General features: G+C 71.0%; 17 protein-coding genes. 8 read left to right on the forward strand and 9 right to left on the reverse strand.

Features of this window, described 5'->3' with window-relative positions; all coding sequences use genetic code 11:
* Window positions 1-226: 226 nt before the first annotated feature.
* A complete protein-coding gene (locus tag ABZY45_RS32250) occupies window positions 227-877 on the forward strand; it encodes a glycerophosphodiester phosphodiesterase family protein (protein ID WP_356745835.1) in 651 nt (216 codons plus the stop codon).
* Between the two features lie 74 nt (window positions 878-951).
* On the opposite strand, the gene ABZY45_RS32255 is transcribed toward ABZY45_RS32250, so the two are convergent.
* Window positions 952-1,500, reverse strand: coding sequence for a GNAT family N-acetyltransferase (locus ABZY45_RS32255; RefSeq protein WP_356745794.1), 549 nt, complete (start codon window positions 1,498-1,500; stop codon window positions 952-954).
* 194 nt (window positions 1,501-1,694) lie between these two features.
* On the opposite strand from ABZY45_RS32255, the gene ABZY45_RS32260 reads away from it, so the two are divergent.
* The 5 genes from ABZY45_RS32260 (at window position 1,695) to ABZY45_RS32280 (ending at window position 5,062) form a co-directional block, all read left to right on the forward strand.
* Window positions 1,695-2,300, forward strand: a complete 606-nt coding sequence (locus ABZY45_RS32260) for a DUF5134 domain-containing protein (protein ID WP_356745795.1) — start codon at window positions 1,695-1,697, stop codon at window positions 2,298-2,300.
* 86 nt (window positions 2,301-2,386) lie between these two features.
* Window positions 2,387-3,322, forward strand: coding sequence for a M56 family metallopeptidase (locus tag ABZY45_RS32265; RefSeq protein ID WP_356745796.1), 936 nt, complete (start codon window positions 2,387-2,389; stop codon window positions 3,320-3,322).
* A 34-nt stretch (window positions 3,323-3,356) separates the two neighbouring features.
* A complete protein-coding gene (locus tag ABZY45_RS32270; protein ID WP_356745797.1) occupies window positions 3,357-4,046 on the forward strand; it encodes a phosphatase PAP2 family protein in 690 nt (229 codons plus the stop codon).
* Between the two features lie 30 nt (window positions 4,047-4,076).
* The gene (locus ABZY45_RS32275; protein ID WP_356745798.1) at window positions 4,077-4,802 is read left to right on the forward strand and encodes an HAD-IA family hydrolase; all 726 of its coding nucleotides are present in this window, start codon (window positions 4,077-4,079) and stop codon (window positions 4,800-4,802) included.
* Between the two features lie 80 nt (window positions 4,803-4,882).
* Window positions 4,883-5,062 carry a hypothetical protein gene (locus tag ABZY45_RS32280; protein WP_356745799.1) on the forward strand — a complete coding sequence of 60 codons (180 nt, stop codon included), beginning with the start codon at window positions 4,883-4,885 and terminating at the stop codon, window positions 5,060-5,062.
* Between the two features lie 163 nt (window positions 5,063-5,225).
* Here ABZY45_RS32280 and ABZY45_RS32285 read toward each other — a convergent pair whose 3' ends face one another.
* Window positions 5,226-6,716, reverse strand: coding sequence for a hypothetical protein (locus tag ABZY45_RS32285; protein ID WP_356745800.1), 1,491 nt, complete (start codon window positions 6,714-6,716; stop codon window positions 5,226-5,228).
* 163 nt (window positions 6,717-6,879) lie between these two features.
* On the opposite strand from ABZY45_RS32285, the gene ABZY45_RS32290 reads away from it, so the two are divergent.
* Both ABZY45_RS32290 and ABZY45_RS32295 read left to right on the forward strand, forming a co-directional pair.
* A complete protein-coding gene (locus ABZY45_RS32290) occupies window positions 6,880-7,560 on the forward strand; it encodes a DUF305 domain-containing protein (protein ID WP_356745801.1) in 681 nt (226 codons plus the stop codon).
* Between the two features lie 88 nt (window positions 7,561-7,648).
* Complete coding sequence (locus ABZY45_RS32295) at window positions 7,649-9,046, forward strand: FAD-dependent oxidoreductase (protein WP_356745803.1); 1,398 nt, start codon at window positions 7,649-7,651, stop codon at window positions 9,044-9,046.
* A gap of 32 nt (window positions 9,047-9,078) precedes the next feature.
* On the opposite strand, the gene ABZY45_RS32300 is transcribed toward ABZY45_RS32295, so the two are convergent.
* The 7 genes from ABZY45_RS32300 to ABZY45_RS32330 all read right to left on the reverse strand — a co-directional run bounded on the left by ABZY45_RS32300 (window position 9,079) and on the right by ABZY45_RS32330 (window position 17,846).
* Window positions 9,079-9,426: a helix-turn-helix transcriptional regulator gene (locus ABZY45_RS32300; protein ID WP_356745804.1), complete on the reverse strand. Its 348-nt coding sequence runs from the start codon at window positions 9,424-9,426 to the stop codon at window positions 9,079-9,081.
* A 51-nt stretch (window positions 9,427-9,477) separates the two neighbouring features.
* On the reverse strand, window positions 9,478-10,206 hold the full coding sequence (locus ABZY45_RS32305; RefSeq protein ID WP_356745805.1) for a class I SAM-dependent methyltransferase: 729 nt from the start codon (window positions 10,204-10,206) through the stop codon (window positions 9,478-9,480).
* A 29-nt stretch (window positions 10,207-10,235) separates the two neighbouring features.
* Window positions 10,236-11,336: an NADH:flavin oxidoreductase/NADH oxidase gene (locus ABZY45_RS32310; RefSeq protein WP_356745806.1), complete on the reverse strand. Its 1,101-nt coding sequence runs from the start codon at window positions 11,334-11,336 to the stop codon at window positions 10,236-10,238.
* 167 nt (window positions 11,337-11,503) lie between these two features.
* Window positions 11,504-11,908: a hypothetical protein gene (locus tag ABZY45_RS32315; RefSeq protein ID WP_356745807.1), complete on the reverse strand. Its 405-nt coding sequence runs from the start codon at window positions 11,906-11,908 to the stop codon at window positions 11,504-11,506.
* A 26-nt stretch (window positions 11,909-11,934) separates the two neighbouring features.
* Window positions 11,935-15,123 (reverse strand): glycosyl hydrolase 115 family protein, encoded by a 3,189-nt coding sequence (locus ABZY45_RS32320; protein ID WP_356745808.1) that lies wholly within the window; start codon window positions 15,121-15,123, stop codon window positions 11,935-11,937.
* Window positions 15,124-15,442: 319 nt separating this feature from the next.
* Complete coding sequence (locus tag ABZY45_RS32325) at window positions 15,443-16,711, reverse strand: glucarate dehydratase family protein (protein WP_356745809.1); 1,269 nt, start codon at window positions 16,709-16,711, stop codon at window positions 15,443-15,445.
* Window positions 16,712-16,742: 31 nt separating this feature from the next.
* Entirely contained in the window at window positions 16,743-17,846 is a 1,104-nt protein-coding gene (locus ABZY45_RS32330) for an endo-1,4-beta-xylanase (RefSeq protein ID WP_356745810.1), read from the reverse strand.
* Between the last annotated feature and the right edge of the window lie 108 nt (window positions 17,847-17,954).

A 17,954-nucleotide genomic window follows, 5' to 3' on the forward strand; every position in this document is an offset into this window, starting at 1 on the left:
CTTCAGACAAGTGGGGGACAGAAAAATATCCTGCCATCCCCCCATGGTCACCGTTATTTTTCCTGTCACACATCCATGCGACAACTTCTTCCGCCGGACTGGCGGCGCAGACCCCGCCCGGCGCGCGGGAACTGCTTCCCTGGGGGCAGAAGCCGCACGCGGGGCGAGGACGACGGACGGAAGCAGGAGTGCCTTGACTTTTCTCACCATCGGACATCGCGGGGTCATGGGTGTCGAGCCGGAGAACACGCTGCGCTCGTTCGCACGCGCGGAGCAGGCCGGCATGGACGCCGTCGAGCTGGATCTGCATCTGAGCAAGGACGGCGCGCTCGCCGTCATGCACGACGCCGACGTGGAGCGCACGACGAACGGCCGGGGACTCATCTCGGAGAAGACCCTGGCGGAGCTGCGTGAGCTCGACGCCGGGCAGGGCGAGCGCGTTCCCGTCTTCGAGGAGGTCCTCGACGCGATCGGCTCCCCTCTCCAGGCCGAGATCAAGGATGTCGCCGCGGCCCGGGCGCTGGCCGAGGTCATGCTGCGACGCGATCTGGTCGGCCGCGTCGAGGTGTCCTCGTTCCACGACGAGGCGGTCGCCGAGATCGCGCAGCTGGTTCCGGGTGTGCGGACGGTGCTCATCGCCAGCCGCTGGGAGAGCGACGTGGTGGAGCGGGCGAAGGCGGTCGGTGCGGCGACGCTCGCGCTCAACATCCGCCGGCTCACCCTGGAGGTGGTGGAGCAGGCGCATACCGAGGGCCTGAAGGTGCTCGGCTGGGTGGTGAACACGCAGGACCACCTGCGTCTCGCGCGCGCCCTGGGCCTGGACGGCGCGACGACCGACCATCCGGAGATCCGCCGGGCGGGCCGCTTCACGGCCTGAGGGCCCCAGCAGGCTGCCTCACGGCCTGAGGGCCCCCGCGGCCTCGCCGGCAGCGCCGCCCCGGGAGCCGGGCCCTACAGGTCCTTCACCAGCAGCTCGAACGCGAGGTCGTCGCGCTGCGGGATCCCGAAGCGCTCGTCGCCGTACGGGAAGGGCGTCAGCTCTCCCGTGCGGCGGTAGCCCCGGCGCTCGTACCAGGCGATCAGCTCCTCGCGGACCGAGATCACCGTCATGTGCATCTGCCGGACCCCCCAGTCCGCGCGTGCGGTGCGCTCCGCCTCGGCGATGATCACCTTGCCCAGACCGGCCCCCTGCAGCTCCGGCCTGACCGCGAACATGCCGAAGTACGCGGCGTCTCCCCGGTGTTCGAGCTGGCAGCAGGCGACCGGCTCGCCGTCCCGCTCGGCGACGAGAACCCGCCCGGAAGGTGCCGCGAGCACCTCGCGCACCCCCGCCGCGTCGGTCCGCTGCCCCTGGAGGATGTCCGCCTCGGTGGTCCACCCGGCCCGGCTCGCGTCCCCTCGGTAGGCGGACTCGACGAGCCCCACCAGGACCGGGACATCCGCCTCGGTCGCGTCGCGGAAGGTCAGGTGTACGAGGGCCGAGGCCGGTGCGATGTCCATGTGGCGTTCTCCGGTAGATGTGCCAGGCGTGCTCGGGGTGCTGCCGAGGGTGCTGTCCGAGACTAACGCGGCCCCGGCCGCCCCCCGCAGGCCCTGCCGCGCTCCCCCAGTACCCCAATGCGCCCCGGTAGGCGCAGCCGGATCGGGGCATCGATGGGACGACACCGGCGTCATTCGTCGTAGGGGGGTGCACCGTGCACGGACCGGCGCTGTCCGGCTGGCTGCTCATGGTGTTGTGCGGGATCACGGGGGCGTACTGCCTCCTGCGGACCCGCGACGGACCCGAGCGGGAACGCCGCGCGGCACGCGCGGAGGCCGTGATGGGATTCGGGATGGCCGCGATGGCGGTGCCCGCCGCCCTGCTCAGGCCTCCTGAGTGGACCTGGGCGGTGTACGCGCTCGTCTTCGGCGGCGCCTCACTGCGCGCGCTGGTCCAGGCGTCCAGGGGCGGCGGCCATCACTGGCACCATCTGGTGGGCTCGCTCGCCATGGTCTACATGGCCGTGACGATGGCTCCCGGGGCGGCGCACGCCGGAGCCCACCTGTCACACGGAGCGGGGGCGGCCGGAACCGCCGGAGGCGTCCCCACCCTCACCGGCGCACTGCTGGCCTACTACGCGGTCTACGTCCTGCGCTCGGCGGGACGTCTCATACCGGCGGCCGGCCCCGCCGGCGCGACGGCCGGCGGGGGGACTCTCGGCGGCGCGCGACGTGCGGCCTGGGGCGCGCTGCCCGAGATGGCCCTGGCGTGCAGGCTGACGATGGGCATGGCCATGTTCGCCATGCTGCTCACCTTGTGAGACAACAGGCCCGGCGCACCGTGGCGTACGTCACTTGGCGTGCGTGGCCATATCGGTGAACTGCGCGGCGCTCATAGGCTGACGCCATGTTGGTCTCCCTCGCGCTGCTGCTGCTCGGCGCCATGGCCGCCCTGGTGGCCCCCAGCCTGATGGCGAGGGCCCGATGGCCGGAGCGCGAGCCGGTCGTGGCCCTCTGGGTCTGGCAGTGCGTGGTGGCGGGGGTCCTGCTGTCGTTCGGGCTCTCCATGACCCTCAGCGCGGCGGCCGCCTGGCAGGCGGTACGCGGCCACGTCTTCGCGCCCGCACCGCATGCCGTGGTCGAGGCCTACGCCCTGGGCGCGTACGGACCGTGGTCGGCTGTCATCGCGGTGCTGCTGGCGCTCGGTGGCGTGTGGACCGCCGCCATGCTCGTGCGGGAGATCCACCGGGCCCGGAGCCGCCGCAGGCGGCGACGGCGTGAACTGCTCGTCCGTTCCCCGCTGATGCCCGGTGAGGAACCCGGCAGTGGCCGCCTCGTGGTGCTGGAGGGCGAACGCCCGGACGCGTGGTGGCTGCCGGGGGCTGCCCCTCAACTGGTCATCACCACCGCAGCGCTCGGGCGGCTGAAGGGGCGTCAGCTCGATGCCGTGCTGGCGCACGAACAGGGGCACGCGCAGGCCCGCCACGACTGGCTCCTGCACTGCTCGGGCGCGCTCGCGTCCGGGTTCCCGCAGGTTCCCGTGTTCGCGGCGTTCCGCGACGAGATGCACCGTCTCGTCGAACTGGCCGCGGACGACGTGGCGTCACGGCGCTTCGGCCGCCTCACTATCGCCCTCGCCCTGGTCGAACTCAACGAGGACCGGGGCGTTTTCGGTCCGTGCCCCACTCCTGGCGCACAGGTGCCGCTCAGGGTGAACCGCCTTCTCGCGCCGGGGGAACGGCTCACCGCCGGCCGGCGCCTGCGCCTGACGGCCGCCGCCGCGCTGGTACCCGTCGTTCCGCTACTGGTGGCGTTCGTCCCGGGACTCAGCGCCCTGGGTTGACGTTCCGTGCGGGTCGTCCGCGAGGATCATCCGCATGCACTCCCCCTCCCGAGCCCCGCGCGCCCGAGCACCCTTCCTCCTGACGGGCCTCGTCTGCGCCGCCCTGTCCCTCGTCCTGCTCGTCCTGGTCGTGGTGCGCTGGTCGCCCCTGATGTCGCTCGACAGCGGGCTGGCCGACGCGCTGCACCGCGACGCCGTGAACGAACCAGGGCTGGTCCACGTCAACCGGGTGCTCACGGACTGGGTGTGGGACCCCTGGACGATGCGGGCCCTGACCGCCGTGACCGCGGCCGTCCTGTGGTGGCGCGGTGCGCGTCTGCTCGCCGGGTGGGTCGCCGCGACCAGTCTGTTCGCCACGCTCCTGCAGCAGGGCCTCAAGGCGGCCGTGGGCCGGGAGCGTCCACGGTGGCCCGATCCGGTCGACTCGGCGAACTACGCGGCCTTCCCTTCGGGCCACGCCATGACGGCGGCGGTGACCTGCGGGCTCCTGATGTGGCTGCTGCGCCTGCACGGCGCACAGGCCCCTGTGTGGTGGGGCTCCCTGGCGCTCGCGCTGCTCTCCGTGGCCGGTGTCGCCCTGACGCGCCTCTACCTGGGCGTGCACTGGATGACCGACGTGCTGGGCGGAGTGCTGATGGGAGGCGCCGTGGTCGCGCTCTCCGTCGCCGCGTACACCGCGTACACGGGGAGGCGTGCGCCCGGCGGCGCGGACGCGCCCTTGTAGGGCCTCGGACGGAGCCACGATGATCGGTCCATGCCGATCAGGGGTGTACTTTTCGACTTCTCAGGGACGCTCTTCCGGATCGAGTCCGTCACAGCGTGGCTGCGGGCCGTTCTGGACGCCCGGGGCGTCCCGGTGGCACCGGAGGACTTCGAGCGTCACGTGCGTCTGCTGACGGCCGCCGGAGCACTCCCAGGAGGTCCGGCCCCGGAGGAGGTTCCCGCGTCCCTGGCCGCCGCGTGGGCGGTTCGCGACCGCAGCGCGCTGCTGCACAGGCAGGCGTACACCGGTGCGGCCCGCCGGGTCGCGCTGCCGGACCCCGGCCTCTACGACGCGCTGTACGAACGCCATATGGACCCGGCCGCCTGGCAGCCGTACCCCGACGCGGCCGAGGTGCTGCGAGGGCTGCGTCACAAGGGCGCAGCGATAGGTGTCGTCAGCAACATCGGCTGGGACCTGCGTCCCGTCTTCCGCGCGCACGGCCTGGACGAGTTGGTCGACGCGTACGTCCTGTCTTACGAGCACGGGGTCCAGAAGCCCGATCCCCGGCTGTTCCTCAGGGCCTGCGGGCTGCTGGGGCACGATCCGGCGGATGTGGTGATGGTCGGCGACGACCGGCATGCGGACGCCGGCGCGGGCGCGGTGGGCTGTGAGGTGCGTTTCGTGGACCACCTGCCAGTGGCGGACCGGCCGGACGGGCTCCGGTCGCTCGGCCTGGTGGAACGCGTGGGAGAGGCGCGGGCCGGAGGCGGTGCGTGAAGAATTCCGGTGGACGGTGTGAGGGATGTCCCTGTCCTGGATGGAGACCGGACCGGCGCGGGGGGTTTAGTTTGGTGCACATGTCCCCGTATCCGAACACGTCCGTCACCGTGCGCCCCGCCTCCGTCGTCAACGAAGAGATTCGCGACCTGTGGCAGCGCTCGGGCGGTCTGCTGTCCCCGGACGAGGAGACGCGGTATCAGCGTCTGCTGGTGGAGTGGGCCACCGCCGCGGGCACGAGCGTGCGGCCTGCCGCCTGAGCCCGGCGCGCGGCTGTACCCCTGATTCCGGCGATCCCCCGCATCGCCGGAATCAGGGGTACAGCATGTCCCCGTGCCGCCCACGGGTCAATCGGATAGACGTGCCCCGCCGGGCGGGATCCGCCCGGCGGGGCACGTCGTCACGAGCTCGGTGAGCGGTGGATCAGCGGTCGAAGTAGTCCGGCTGCGTCTGGACGTTGAGTTCCTTCAGCCGCACCTTCTTGGCCGGGTCGGTCCGCCGGTCGTCGATCTTCAGGACGTCGAACCCCTTGGCGATGTCGTTGGAGTAGATGTAGCCGTTGTAGTAGTACGCCGACCACGGGCCGGCCGTGGTGACAGCGGCCGTCGAGACGGGACCGCGCTCGAAGTACGCGATCTCCTTCGGCTTCGAGGAGTCGGTGAAGTCCCACACGGAGACGCCACCCTGGTACCAGGCCTGGACCATCAGGTCGCGGCCCTTGACCGGGATGATCGAGCCGTTGTGCGCGACGCACACCTCGGTGTCCGCCTGCGGACGGTCGATCTTGAAGTAGCTGCGGAAGACGAGCTTGCGGTTGTCGCCCTTGCCCGTGATGTCGTAGACGCCGTCGGCACCGCGGTTCGGGCCGATCTCGTCGTTGCAGGTCGCCGCGCCACCGCCGCCGAGCTCATCGGTGAACACGACCTTGTCGGCGCGCTGGTTGAAGGTCGCCGAGTGCCAGAACGCGAAGTTCACGTTGTCCTGGACCCGGTCGATGATCTTCGGGTTCTCCGGGTCCTTGATGGAGAAGAGCAGGCCGTCACCCATGCACGCCCCGGCTGCCAGGTCCTTCGACGGCAGGACGGTGATGTCGTGGCATCCGGTGGTCTTCGAGACTCCGGGGTTGGTCGGGGCACCGGGGTTGCCGCCGTCCGGGAAGAGGACCGGGAAGTTGACGATCCGGGAGTCCTCGGGAGCGCTGCGCGGCACCTTGATGACGGAGATGCCGTCGTGCGGCGGCTGGCAGTCCGGGAACGTCTCGTTGGGCGAGTACGACGAGACGTAGACGTAGACGTTCTTGCGGTCCGGAATGATCGTGTGGGTGTGTGAACCACAGGCGGTCTCGACGGCGGCGACGTACTTCGGATTGCGCTTGTCGCTGATGTCGAAGACCTTCATGCCCTCCCAGGAGGACTTCTCCGTGGCCGGCTGGGTGGTGCTGGCACAGGAGTTGTCGCTGCGTGAGGAGTCGGTCGACAGGAACAGCAGGTTCCCGGAGACCGAGATGTCGTTCTGCGAGCCCGGGCACAGGACCTGCGCGACGGTCCTCGGCTTCTTCGGGTTGCGGATGTCGAAGATCCGGAAGCCGTCGTAGTTTCCGGCGTAGGCGTAGGTTCCCTGGAAGGCCAGGTCCGTGTTGGTCCCCTGGAGCGCGTCCTTGGGGATGTTCGTCACGTGCTCGATGTTGGCGCTGTGGACTATCTCGTCCACGCCGGGTATCTCACCGCTCTCGATGGCGGCGCGTGCTTCGGCCTGCTCGCTCACGGAAACACCGCTGCGGGTGGTGGCGGTGTCGCCCGGGTCCGGTGTCGCGGCTGCGGGTCCTGCCGTGAACAGCGTGGCGATGAGCCCGGCCGCGGCTGCCGCCACACCCAGACGTCTGCGCCGCACGCTGGTGGTGTGCAACGAGGTCACTGCGTCCTCCCTTGTATCCGTCCGTCGACGAACGGTTCTTGGACCCCGGCAGTATCGTCCCTCACATGTACACACCAACAGATGGCAACAGAGACGTAATAAAAGTTTTTGATCATCGGCCGGTGGAAGCTGTTAGGACGGTCTGCGACACACTCATGTGGCCATGGAGGTAGTTGTGTTGATCCATCGTCGGACCGCACACGGGCGCGCAGCCGTATCGACAGCCGTGCTCGCCGCCGCTGCCCTCGTCCTGGGGGGCTGTGACGCGGGCAGCGGCGACGCCGGCGCGAAGGCCGGTGCGGACAAGGGGCCTTCGGTCGTGGCGCCCGGGAAGCCCGGTGAACCCGCCCGGACCCTGTCGGCCGAGGAGGCGGCGAAGGCGGTCGGCGACGACACGCCCAACTCCGCCGACTTCCGGTACACCCGGATGATGATCGAGCACCACGAACAGGCGCTCGTGCTCACCGCGCTCGTCCCCGACCGCGCGGCCTCCTCGTCCGTCGTACGGCTGGCGGAGCGCATCTCGGCGAGTCAGAAACCCGAGATCGGCGCCATGGAGGGCTGGCTGAAGAACAACGGAGGGGACGAGCGTGAGGAGACGCACGACCATTCCGCGATGCCCGGCATGGCGACCGACAAGCAGATCGAGCAGCTGCGTGCCGCCCGTGGCAAGGCCTTCGACACGCTCTTCCTCGAATTGATGATCACCCACCACCAGGGCGCGGTGACCATGGCGACGGAGGCTCTGGCGGACGGGAACAACGTCCTGGTGGAGGAGATGGCCAACGACGTCGTCGCCCAGCAGACCGTCGAGATCGACCGGATGCGCGGACTGCTGACCTGAGAGACCTCACCTGCTTGCCGGGGCCGCCCTCCTCCCCGCTTCCGCACGGCGGTGCCATGCTGGAGTCATCCGCGGGAAGAGGTGCGCCGTGCTCCGTGTCGCTGTCGTCGGTTCGGGTCCCAGCGGGGTCTACACCGCCCAGGCCCTGCTGGAGCAGTCACGGGTGCCGGACGTACGCGTCCATGTGCTGGACCGGCTCCCCACCCCGTACGGTCTCGTGCGTTACGGGGTGGCGCCCGACCACGGGAAGATCAAGTCGCTGCAGAGCAGTCTCCGGACGGTCCTGGAGGACGAGCGGATCACCTTCGTCGGTCATGTCGAGGTGGGTGGCGAGGGCGGGCTGTCACCGGCGCGCCTGAAGGAGCTCTACCACGCGGTGGTCTACTGCGTCGGAGCGGCGGCCGACCGGCCGCTCGCGGTGCCCGGCGAGGGGCTGCCCGGCAGCTTCTCCGCCACCGAGTTCGTCTCCTGGTACAGCGCTCATCCGGACGCGGCCACCGCGGGCTTCGCGCTCCGCGCCCGCTCCGCCGTGGTGGTGGGCGTCGGCAACGTCGCGGTGGACGTGGCGCGGATCCTGGCCCGTGGCGCGGCGGAGCTGCGGGGCACCGACGTGCCGCACGCCGCGCTCGACGCACTCGGGGCGAGTCACGTGCGCGAGGTGCACATGGTGGGCCGGCGCGGGCCCTCGCAGGCCCGGTTCACCACCAAGGAACTGCGCGAGCTCGGCGCCCTGCCGGGGGCGTGCGTCGTCGTGGACGGTGCGGAGCTCGCGCTCGATCCGGCCTGCGCCGCTCCCCCGGACGCCCCTGGAGTACTCCCGCTGCCTGCCGTGGTCCGGCGCAATCTCGAAGTGCTGCGGGGGTGGGCGGCGGTCCCGCAGCCCACCCCCGCGGACCAGGAGGAACGCCGCCGCATCCGGCTGCGGTTCTACCTGCGCCCGGTCGAACTGCTGGAGCGGGAGGGGCGAGTGGCAGGGGTGCGCTTCGCGCGGACGGCCCCGGACGGCGCGGGGGGTGTACGGGACACCGGAGCGTACGAGGACATCGAGGCGCAGCTGGTGCTGCGGGCGGTGGGCTACCGGGGGACGCCGCTGCCCGGCCTGCCCTTCGACCCGGCGCGCGGGACGGTACCGCACGTGGGCGGCCGGGTACTCAGGGACGGTACGACGTCCCTCGGGGAGTACGTCGCCGGGTGGATCAAGCGGGGGCCCACCGGCGTGATCGGTTCGAACAGGTCGTGCGCCAAGGAGACGGCCGCCTCGCTGCTGGCGGACGCGCCGCTGCTCGTCGGCCGGGAGGTCTCCCCCGATCCGCTGGCCGCCCTGCGGGCCGAAGGGCTGCGGCCCGTGGAGTGGGACGGCTGGCTGTCCATCGAGCGTGCGGAGTCGGCGCTGGGCCGGTCGCTCGGCCGGGGGCAGGTGAAGATCCCGGACTGGCCGGGGCTGCTCGACGCGGCCCGCGGCGACGGCCCGCGGCCGGGCGCGTAGCGGGGCCGAGCGGGCGTGGGCGGCGTGCCGCCTCAGGCCTCGTCGACCCGCGCGCTCTGGAGTTCGGCAGCGCCGAGGACGCTGTCCAGCAGGCCCGGGAAGAGCGCGTCCAGATCCTCCGTACGCACACAGCTCAGCTTGGCCGTCCCACGGTAGAACTGCGTGATGACGCCGTTCTCACGCAGGACCCGGAAGTGGTGCGTGGTGGTGGACTTGGAGACCGGAAGGTCGAAGCGGGAGCACGCCAGGTCGTCGCTCGCACCCGCGAGCTGGCGCACGATCCGGAGCCTGACCGGGTCCGAGAGGGCATGGAGCACCCCCTCGACGCGGATCTCCTCGCGCGCCGGATGGGCGAGCACGCGAGGGGCGTTCGACGTCACGGTGGCTCCACTTCCTGCAGGGGTCCCTATTGTACGAGAGTTGTCGTAGTTTTATCCACGCGCCGCCATCACGAGCCGGGCGCGGGGGCTTCCGTCGGGCCTGCGGCCGAGTTCCTCCAGGGGCAGCAGCCGCACCTCGAAGCCGGTGCGTACGAGGTCGTCCACCACCCCGGCGAGCGGGAACGTGCGGTAGTACATGACGAACCGCGGGCGCCACAGGGCGTTGCGCACCCGCATGGCCACGTCGAAGCCGAGCAGCGACCAGTACGGCCGGGAGCCGACCGCCGGTGGCGCGCCCACCGGGAAGACGAACATTCCCCCCGGCCGCAGCGAAGAGAACACCTGGTCGAACAGGACCGGGCGCTCCTCCGGCAGGAAGTGCCCGAACGCCCCGAAGCTCAGGGCGAGATCGAAGACAGGGGCGAACGGGAGCGCGCGGGCGTCGGCCCGCACCCAGTCCACCGGCGGTACGCCGGCCGTACCGGGATGCGCGGACCGGGCGACACCGAGCATGCCCGCGCTGAAATCGACACCCGTGACCCGCTCCTGGCACAGCTCACGCAGGACGCCCACACCCGCACCGGTGCCGCAGCAGACGTCCAGGCCCCTGCGGAAGGGGCCGAGCGGCCGGACGGCGTCGGTGACGGCGTCCAGCACCCGGTCAGGCGTCCGGTAGTACGTCAGGTCGAACTTCGGGGCGAGCAGGTCGTATCCGCGCATGGTCGAGGACAGCGCTTGTACGGCCAGTTCGCGCAGCGTGGGGCCCTGAGGAGTCGGCATCGCCGCTCAGCGTACCGACAGACGCGGCGTCACACGGCGTAGCCGTACGGTTCGGGCATCTCGATGTCGCCGTCGAGCGCGCGTGAGGCGTTGCGGGCGAAGTAGGGGTCGCGCAGGAGTTCGCGGCCGAGCAGGACGGCGTCCGCACTGCCCTCGGTGAGGATCTTCTCGGCCTGCACGGGGTCGGTGATCAGCCCGACGGCGGCCACCGGGAGGCCCGTCTCCTTGCGCACCCGCTCGGCGAAGGGAACCTGGTAGTCCGGCCCCACGGGGATGAGCGCCCTGGGGGCGAGTCCGCCGGACGATACGTCGAGCAGGTCCACGCCGTGGGCGAGCAGGTCGCGTGCGAAACGGACGGTGTCGTCGGCGGTCCAGCCCTCGCGCGGGTCCTCCGGGTTCTCGGTCAGCCAGTCGGTGGCGGAGATGCGGAAGAAGACGGGAAGCTCCTCGGGCCACACGGCGCGCACGGCGTCCACGACCTCCAGGGCGAAGCGCGTGCGGTTCTCGAAGGAGCCGCCGTACTCGTCGGTGCGGCGGTTGCTCTCCGGGGAGAGGAACTGGCCGATCAGGTAGCCGTGTGCCCCGTGGACCTCGGCGACCTGGAACCCCGCGTCGAGCGCCCGGCGTGCGGCGTCGGCGAACTGCTGGACGATGCCCTTGATGTCGTCGGTGGACAGTTCGGTGGGAACCGTGTGGTGCTCGTCGTAGGCGAGGGCGCTCGGTGCGACCGGCTGCCAGCCCTCCGGGGCGTCGGCGGGGACGGGACCCCCGCCCTGCCAGGGGCGGCCGGTCGACGCCTTGCGCCCCGCGTGGGCGAGCTGGATGCCGGGCACGGCGCCGTGTGCGGTGAGGAAGCGGGTGATACGCCGGAACGCCTCCACCTGCCGGTCGTTCCAGATGCCGAGGTCGGCGGCGCTGATCCGTCCCTCCGGGCTGACGCCGGTGGCCTCGACGAGGACGAGTCCGGTGCCGCCGACGGCACGGGAGGCGTAGTGGGCGAAGTGCCAGTCGTTGGGCGCACCGGTGTCGGGACCGGTCGCGTCCGCGCTGTACTGGCACATGGGGGCCATCCAGATGCGGTTCGGGAAGGTCAGCGACCGCAGGGTGCAGGGCTCGAACAGTGCGCTCACAGGGGGGCTCCGGTTTCGGAAAGCGACGGGCGGCACCGCGACCCGGTCCGCCCGGGCCACAGCATCGTACGAGAATCACCGTACTACGAGAATCACCGTACTACGTCGATCGTCGAATTATCGAGCCCGCGTGCGACGCCCGGGCCGCCTCCCCTCACCCGCTGGGTTCACCTCCCCGGGGCCCGTCGGCTCCGGAGCCGGATGTCGGCATCGGCCTCGTACACCTGACTCCAGCTGCGCCCGCCTCCCGATGCCCAGGTGACCTGGACGTTCGCCCCGTCCGTCCTGACCGCCTCCACCGTCATGAGCCGGTCCCCGTCGCGTACGTCGCCCCGCAGCAGCTCGCGCGCCTTCACGGTGACGGGCTCCGCGGATCGCCTCGCCTCCGCTTCGGCCGCCGCCGCGAGGAGCGCCGCGGCCAGTTCCCTGGCCGCGGCCGGCGAGCAGGACCAGGAGGCGCCTGCGGACGGGCTCTCGATCAGGATTCCGACCTGGAGAGGCCCCTCCGCCGGCCCCGGGGCCACCTCCAGCCTCGCGCCACGCCCCTCGGTGTCCCGGATCTCGATGCTCATCCTGCCGCCTCCTCGTCCCGCTCCGGTCAGCTCAGCCGGAGACTCTCCGGCGGGCCCAGATAGCTGGGCTTGAGGCCGCCGGTGTCCACCACGAGGTTCTGGAGTACCACGGTCGGGTCGACCATCCAGAATTTGAGCACGTGCACGCCTGGCCGGTCGATCCGGTGGACGGTGCTGGTGCGGTTGACGTTGTCCGAGGTCGTGCGCGCCCACTGGACGTTCATCGTGCCGTCGTCGGACCCGGTGACCTCGGTGATGTTCACGGAACGCGGGGCGTCGTCGTCGAAGGAGACCGCGTACGTCAGTCCGTCGGTGGCCAGTGCGTTGTTGCGGGGTGACAGATACGCCCAGACCGTGACCGGCCCGGTGGTGAAGAGGCTGACCCGGTATTCCAGCCTCGGTGCGTCGCCACCCGGGGTCTGCCGCGCGGCGGTGACGGGGAAGGGCTCCATGCCCGATCCGGTGCGGCCGATGTCCGGGATACGCCGCCAGGAGATGCCCGTGCGGCCGACCGCCCGGTGGAAGTGGTCGGCCTCGACGGAGACGTACCCGTTGGCCTCGACGAAGCCCCTCAGCTGGGAACGCTCCAGGCGGGGCCGGTCGGCCACGGCCGTGACCACGACCTCGCTGCCGCCGGGACCGTGGACGGTGACGGGAACGCGTGTGATCCCCTTCGGCGCGCGCGACCAGTCGACCCGGAAGGTGACTCGGGTCTGGGCCTCGACCCGGCCGCGGGTCCGGTCCGCGATCAGCCAGGAGGCGCCCGTACGGATACGGAAGTCGAACGGCTCGGTGCCCCGGTTGAACACCTCGACGTACTGCGCGGGCTGGCTCTGGTAGGGGCTGAAGACCGGCAGCACCGCCTCGGTGCCGTCCTCCCCTGCCGCCGGCCACCAGGCGGTGGAACCGTCGACGGCGACGCCCATCTCGGCCCTGCGAGGGAGTTCGATGCGCCGCACGGCGGGGAAGATCTCGTCGGCGATCGCGACGTTGTTCAACTCGGGCTGCTGCCACGGCGCGTTGGGGCCGTAGCGGTCGACATCCCCGTAGCCGATGTGCGGCTGGGTCTGGAAGCCCTCCCACTTGCCGTCGGCCACCTCGGTGTTGAAGCGCCGCGCGAGGGCGAAGTCCTCGGCCAGGCCCGCCTCGGCGGTGGCCGCGAGCTGGTTGGTCAGGGCGCGGCCCTGGGGCGCGTAGTGCAGGTTCGTGAACTCGGCCTCCCGCAGCGCGTACAGGTTGGCGGTCGCCCGGACGGCGTAGCCGACGAGTTCGTACCAGGCGTCCTGGGCGGATGCCGGCAGGGACCGACGGACGCGCTCCGCGGCGGCGTCGAGGCGTCGCCAGTCCTCGGTGACCCGCTCCAGCTCGCGGTAGTCGACGATGCTGAAAGGCGTGGCCCGGTCGTCGTAGACGATGGCGGAGGAGTCAGTCGCGGGGTCCTTCGCCGGGTCGACGGTGATCTTCCTGTTGAGCAGTTCGGGCTTGCGGCGGGACTGCAGCCGGGCGTAGGTCCGCAGGATCTCCGCGATCTCCTCGGCCTGCCGCGCGCCGAAGTTCTGTGCGGCGTACCGCTCCTCCCACTCCGGGAGCGCGTCCAGAGGCCACCGCTCGGGGTCCCACGCGTATTCCAGGAAGAACTGGGTGGGCAGTTCGTTTCCCTTGAGGTCGCCGACGTTGGTGACCCAGAGGCCGTGGTTGCCGTAGGCCGCGCTCTGGTGGAGCTGGTCCCACAGGTTCGGGAGCGAGGCGGTGTCGACCCACTTGTAGTTGCGCCCCACCCCGACGTAGTCGAAGTGGTAGTAGAGGCCGTATCCGCCACGGCGCGGGTCGTGCGTCAGGTCCGGCAGCTTGCGGACGTTGGCCCAGTTGTCGTCGGTGAGGACGACGGTGATGTCGTCCGGGACGCGCAGTCCTCGGTCCCAGTAGTGCTGGACCTCCTTGTAGAGGGTCCACACCTGCGGGACGGCGTCCGCCGCGCCGAGTTCCTCGGCGAGGATCGCGCGCTGGGTGGCGATGATCTCGGTCATCAGCTCGATGCCGTCGCCGTCCGGCAGGCTGACGTCGCCGTTGCCCCGCATGCCGAGGGTGACGACACCCTCGAAGTCCTGGTCCGCCATACGGCGGATCCCTTCACGCCAATAGGCCTTGATGGCCTCGGCGTTGCGGCGGAAGGACCATTCGCCGGTGCCTCCGTAGGGGTCGCGGCCCGGCTTGGTGATGTTCCCCGCGCTGTCGCGCACAGCGGCGACGGCGTGCCTGTTCCACTCCTCGATGCCCCGCATCATGGGCGCCTCGTGCGAGGTGCCCATGACCACGCCGTAGGCCTTCGCTGTGGCGTGGTTCTCCGGGTCGTCCTCGGCGAAAGCGCGGCCCCAGACCGCAGGCCACAGGTAGTTGGCCTTCAGGCGCAGCATCACCTCGAAGATCTTGGCGTAGAAGCCGGCGTTGAAGCCGCCTTCGAAGCCGGGGGCCTTGCCCGGGCCGAAGTAGGCGGGTGCCCAGGTGCCGAGCGCCGGGTTCTCGTCGTTGATGAAGAAGCCGCGGTATCTGACGGCCGGGGTGCCCTGGCTGTGCAGACCCGGCAGGACGTACAGCGCGTCGCGGTGGACCGGGGCGACGTCGGCCCACCAGTACCAGGGCGAGACACCGATGCCACGGGAGACGTCGTACGCACCGAAGATCGTGCCGCGCTGGTCGCTTCCCGCGATGACGAAAGCACGGTCCACGCCGGGCAACGGGTTCTCGACCACGGTCTGCAGGCTGGTCTCCCACTTACCCGCGACCCCCGAGACCCTCAGCTTCCCCGCGGCGATCAGCCCGTCGATCAGCGGGCTGCGGCCGACTGTGCCCACGAGGACGATCTCCCGGCCCCGGGGTGTGGCGTCCTTCGAGAGCGCGGGACGGACGCCGGTGACGCGCTCGATGTCGTCCCGGAGGTCCCCCGCCACCCGGACGACACCGTCGTGGTCCTCGTCGCTGACCACGATCGGCGCCGCTCTCCCGGACCTGACCAGCGGGAAGGCGCCGGAGCGGGGCGTGAAGGAGATGTACGCGCCGGGGTCGGTGGGCCGGATCGGCGGGGAGCCGGCGGAGTCGGCCGGTGCCGCGACGGCGTCCCCGGCCAGTCCCATCAGGGAGCCGAGCGGTGTCGCGGCCAGGGCCGTGAACCCGAGACCGGCCCCGAGGACCGTTCTGCGGCTGGTGCGCTTGTCCATGCTGCTCTCCATTTTGTTCACACACATGACAAATTGGACGGGCGGGTGCCCCTGTGCTGTTCGGTCGGTCCGTACGGCGTCAGTCGGTGACGCCGGGCGCGGCGGCGGACCGCGGGGCCGGGTCCCGCTCCTGCTCGCCGTCGTCCGGGGCAGGGCGCCGCTCCAGGCCAGGGTCTGCCGGGTGGGCACGTCGTAGCGCTCGGCGAGGTATTGGCCTGGCTGTTCGCCCCGCGCCGGCAGAGACTGCCGGGGCCATCAGAACTCCTCGATGTGCGTACGTGGCCGGGGCCGCCGGCAGGAACCGGCCCCGGCTGCGGATTCACCAGCGGGGCGTCTTCTTCTCGTAGGAGGGGTCGATCCGCCGCATGTAGCCGGTGTCGTCCCGGTTCCGCAGTCCGCAGACGATGTACTGCTCGTGGAGCCGGGCGAGGGCGTCGCGGTCCAGTTCGACACCGAGCCCGGGGCCGCTGGGTACGCGGACCGCGCCGTCGGCGAACGTGAGCGCGCCGGGGACGACGACCTCCTCGGTCTTCCACGGCCAGTGGGTGTCGCAGGCGTACGTCAGATTGGGTGTGGCTGCGGCGAGATGGGTCATCGCGGCCAGGCTGATGCCGAGGTGCGAGTTGGAGTGCATCGAGAGCCCCATGCCGAAGGTGTCGCAGATGCCGGAGAGGAGTCTGGAGCGGTGCAGGCCGCCCCAGTAGTGGTGGTCGGAGAGCACGACCTGGACCGATCCCCGCTCGACCGCGGGCGCGAGGTGGTCGAAGGCGACGACGCACATGTTGGTGGCGAGCGGGATCGGGGTTTCCCGCGCCACCGCCGCCATCCCGTCGAGACCGGGCGTGGGGTCCTCCAGGTATTCGAGGACACCCTCCAGGCGACGGGCCACCTCGATCGAGGTGGCCACGCTCCAGGCGGCGTTGGGGTCCAGCCGCAGCGGGACGCCGGGGAAGGCGTCCCGCAGGGCCAGCACCGCCTGGATCTCCTCGTCGGGAGGCCGTACGCCGCCCTTGAGCTTGATCGCCGAGAAGCCGTGATCCGCGATCATGCGGCGGGCCTGGGCGACGATGCCGTCCGGGTCCAGCGCCTCGCCCCAGTCGTCGGGGTCCGCCCCGGGATGACCGGCCCACTTGTAGAAGAGATAGGCGCTGAACGGCACGGAATCCCGTACGGCGCCTCCCAGCAGGTCGCTGACGGGCCGGCCGGCCGCCTTGCCCTGGATGTCCAGGCAGGCCACCTCGAACGGGGAGAAGACCCGGTCGACGGCGCTGCTGGTGGTGATCATTCCGGTGAGCCCGGAACCCTCCGGGCCGTCGTCGTGCGCCAGCGCCTCGGCGACCTTGCGGTGCATGGTCCCGAGGGCGTGGACGTCCATGCCGGTGATCGCGTCGGCGGCGGCCCGCAGCCGGCGCAGGTGCCCGTCGTCGGCGTAGGTCTCGCCGAGGCCGACCAGGCCACCGGCCGTGTCGACCTCGACGACCGCCCGCAGGGCGAAGGGTTCGTGCACGCCGACCGCGTTCAGCAGTGCCGGGTCCCGGAAGGCCACCGGAGTGATGCGCACTCCGGTGATCCGGAGGTCCGTCGTCATTCCGTCGCCTCTTCCGTGCCTGTGGTGTGGTTCAGCGCCGGCCGGCGGCGAGCGTCAGGGTCTGGCGCAGGGTGCCGTAGGCGGGCTTGGGGGCGTAGTTCTCGTCGAGGATGTTGGCCGCGCCCTGGCCGGGGAAGGTGTCCGGCACCCAGGAGTAGGTGTCGGTGAAGCCCCAGACGGTGAAGTCGTTGCAGCCCGGGGTGAGGAGGCAGCCGCGCAGCAGAACGCCGTAACCCTCGGCCTGGGCCTCGAGCTTGGTGCTGTCGGCCGGCATGGGCATCCGGACGTCCGCCTCGGTGATGGCGGTCTCCAGGCCGAGGCGGTCGAAGCGCAGCATGTTGTCGGCGATGTCGTGCGGCGCGCTGTACTGGACGCCCAGGTGGCCCTGGATGCCGACGCCGTGGATCGGCACGCGCTGCTTGCGCAGCTGGGTGACCAGCTCGTAGAGGGCCGTGCTCTTGGCGTTGACGCCCTCGATGTTGTAGTCGTTGATGAACAGCCGGGCCTTGGGGTCCGCCTCGTGGGCCCAGCGGAAGGCGTCGGCGATGTAGCCGGGGCCGAGCTTCCGCAGCCAGATGCTGTCCCGCAGCGTGCCGTCGTCGTTGAAGGCCTCGTTGACGACGTCCCACTGCCAGATGTCGCCCTTGAAGTGGGTGACCTGCTCGGTGATGTGCCGGCGCAGGATCTCCCTGAGCTCCTCGGCGGTGAAGTCTCCGTTGTTCAGCCAGGCGGGAAGCTGGCTGTGCCAGACCAGGGTGTGTCCGCGGACCAGCTGCCGGTTCTTCTTCGCGAAGTCGACGAGTTCGTCGGCGGCGGCCCAGTCGTAGGCGCCGCGCGTCGGCTCGACCGATTCCCACTTCATGGCGTTTTCGGCGGTGACGGAGGTGAACTCCCCCGCGACCTTGGCCCGGTAGGGCGCGTCCTCGGCCAGGGCGGTGGCGCTGACGGCCGTGCCGATGCGCAGGCCGGCCTTCTTACCGAGGCTCCCGAGCGTCTGCGGCGCCGCGCTGTGGCCCGCTCCCCCGTGCCTGCCACTGTCGTCGGTGGCGGCGGAGGCGCTGGAAAGGGTGAACGCCGAGACGAGGAGCACGGCGACGGCCGAGCCGACCGCTACCGATCTGGTTGCCTTGAACATGACAGATGCCTTTCGGTGAGGGCGCACGGCGGTCGGCCGCCTACGCCGGGAATGGCCTTTCGAAAGTTTCGACGTCGCTCCGCGCACCCCCGCGAGGGTGCGCGGAGC

It is taken from the genome of Streptomyces sp. NPDC006516 (assembly GCF_040611875.1).
Taxonomy (GTDB): Bacteria; Actinomycetota; Actinomycetes; order Streptomycetales; family Streptomycetaceae; genus Streptomyces.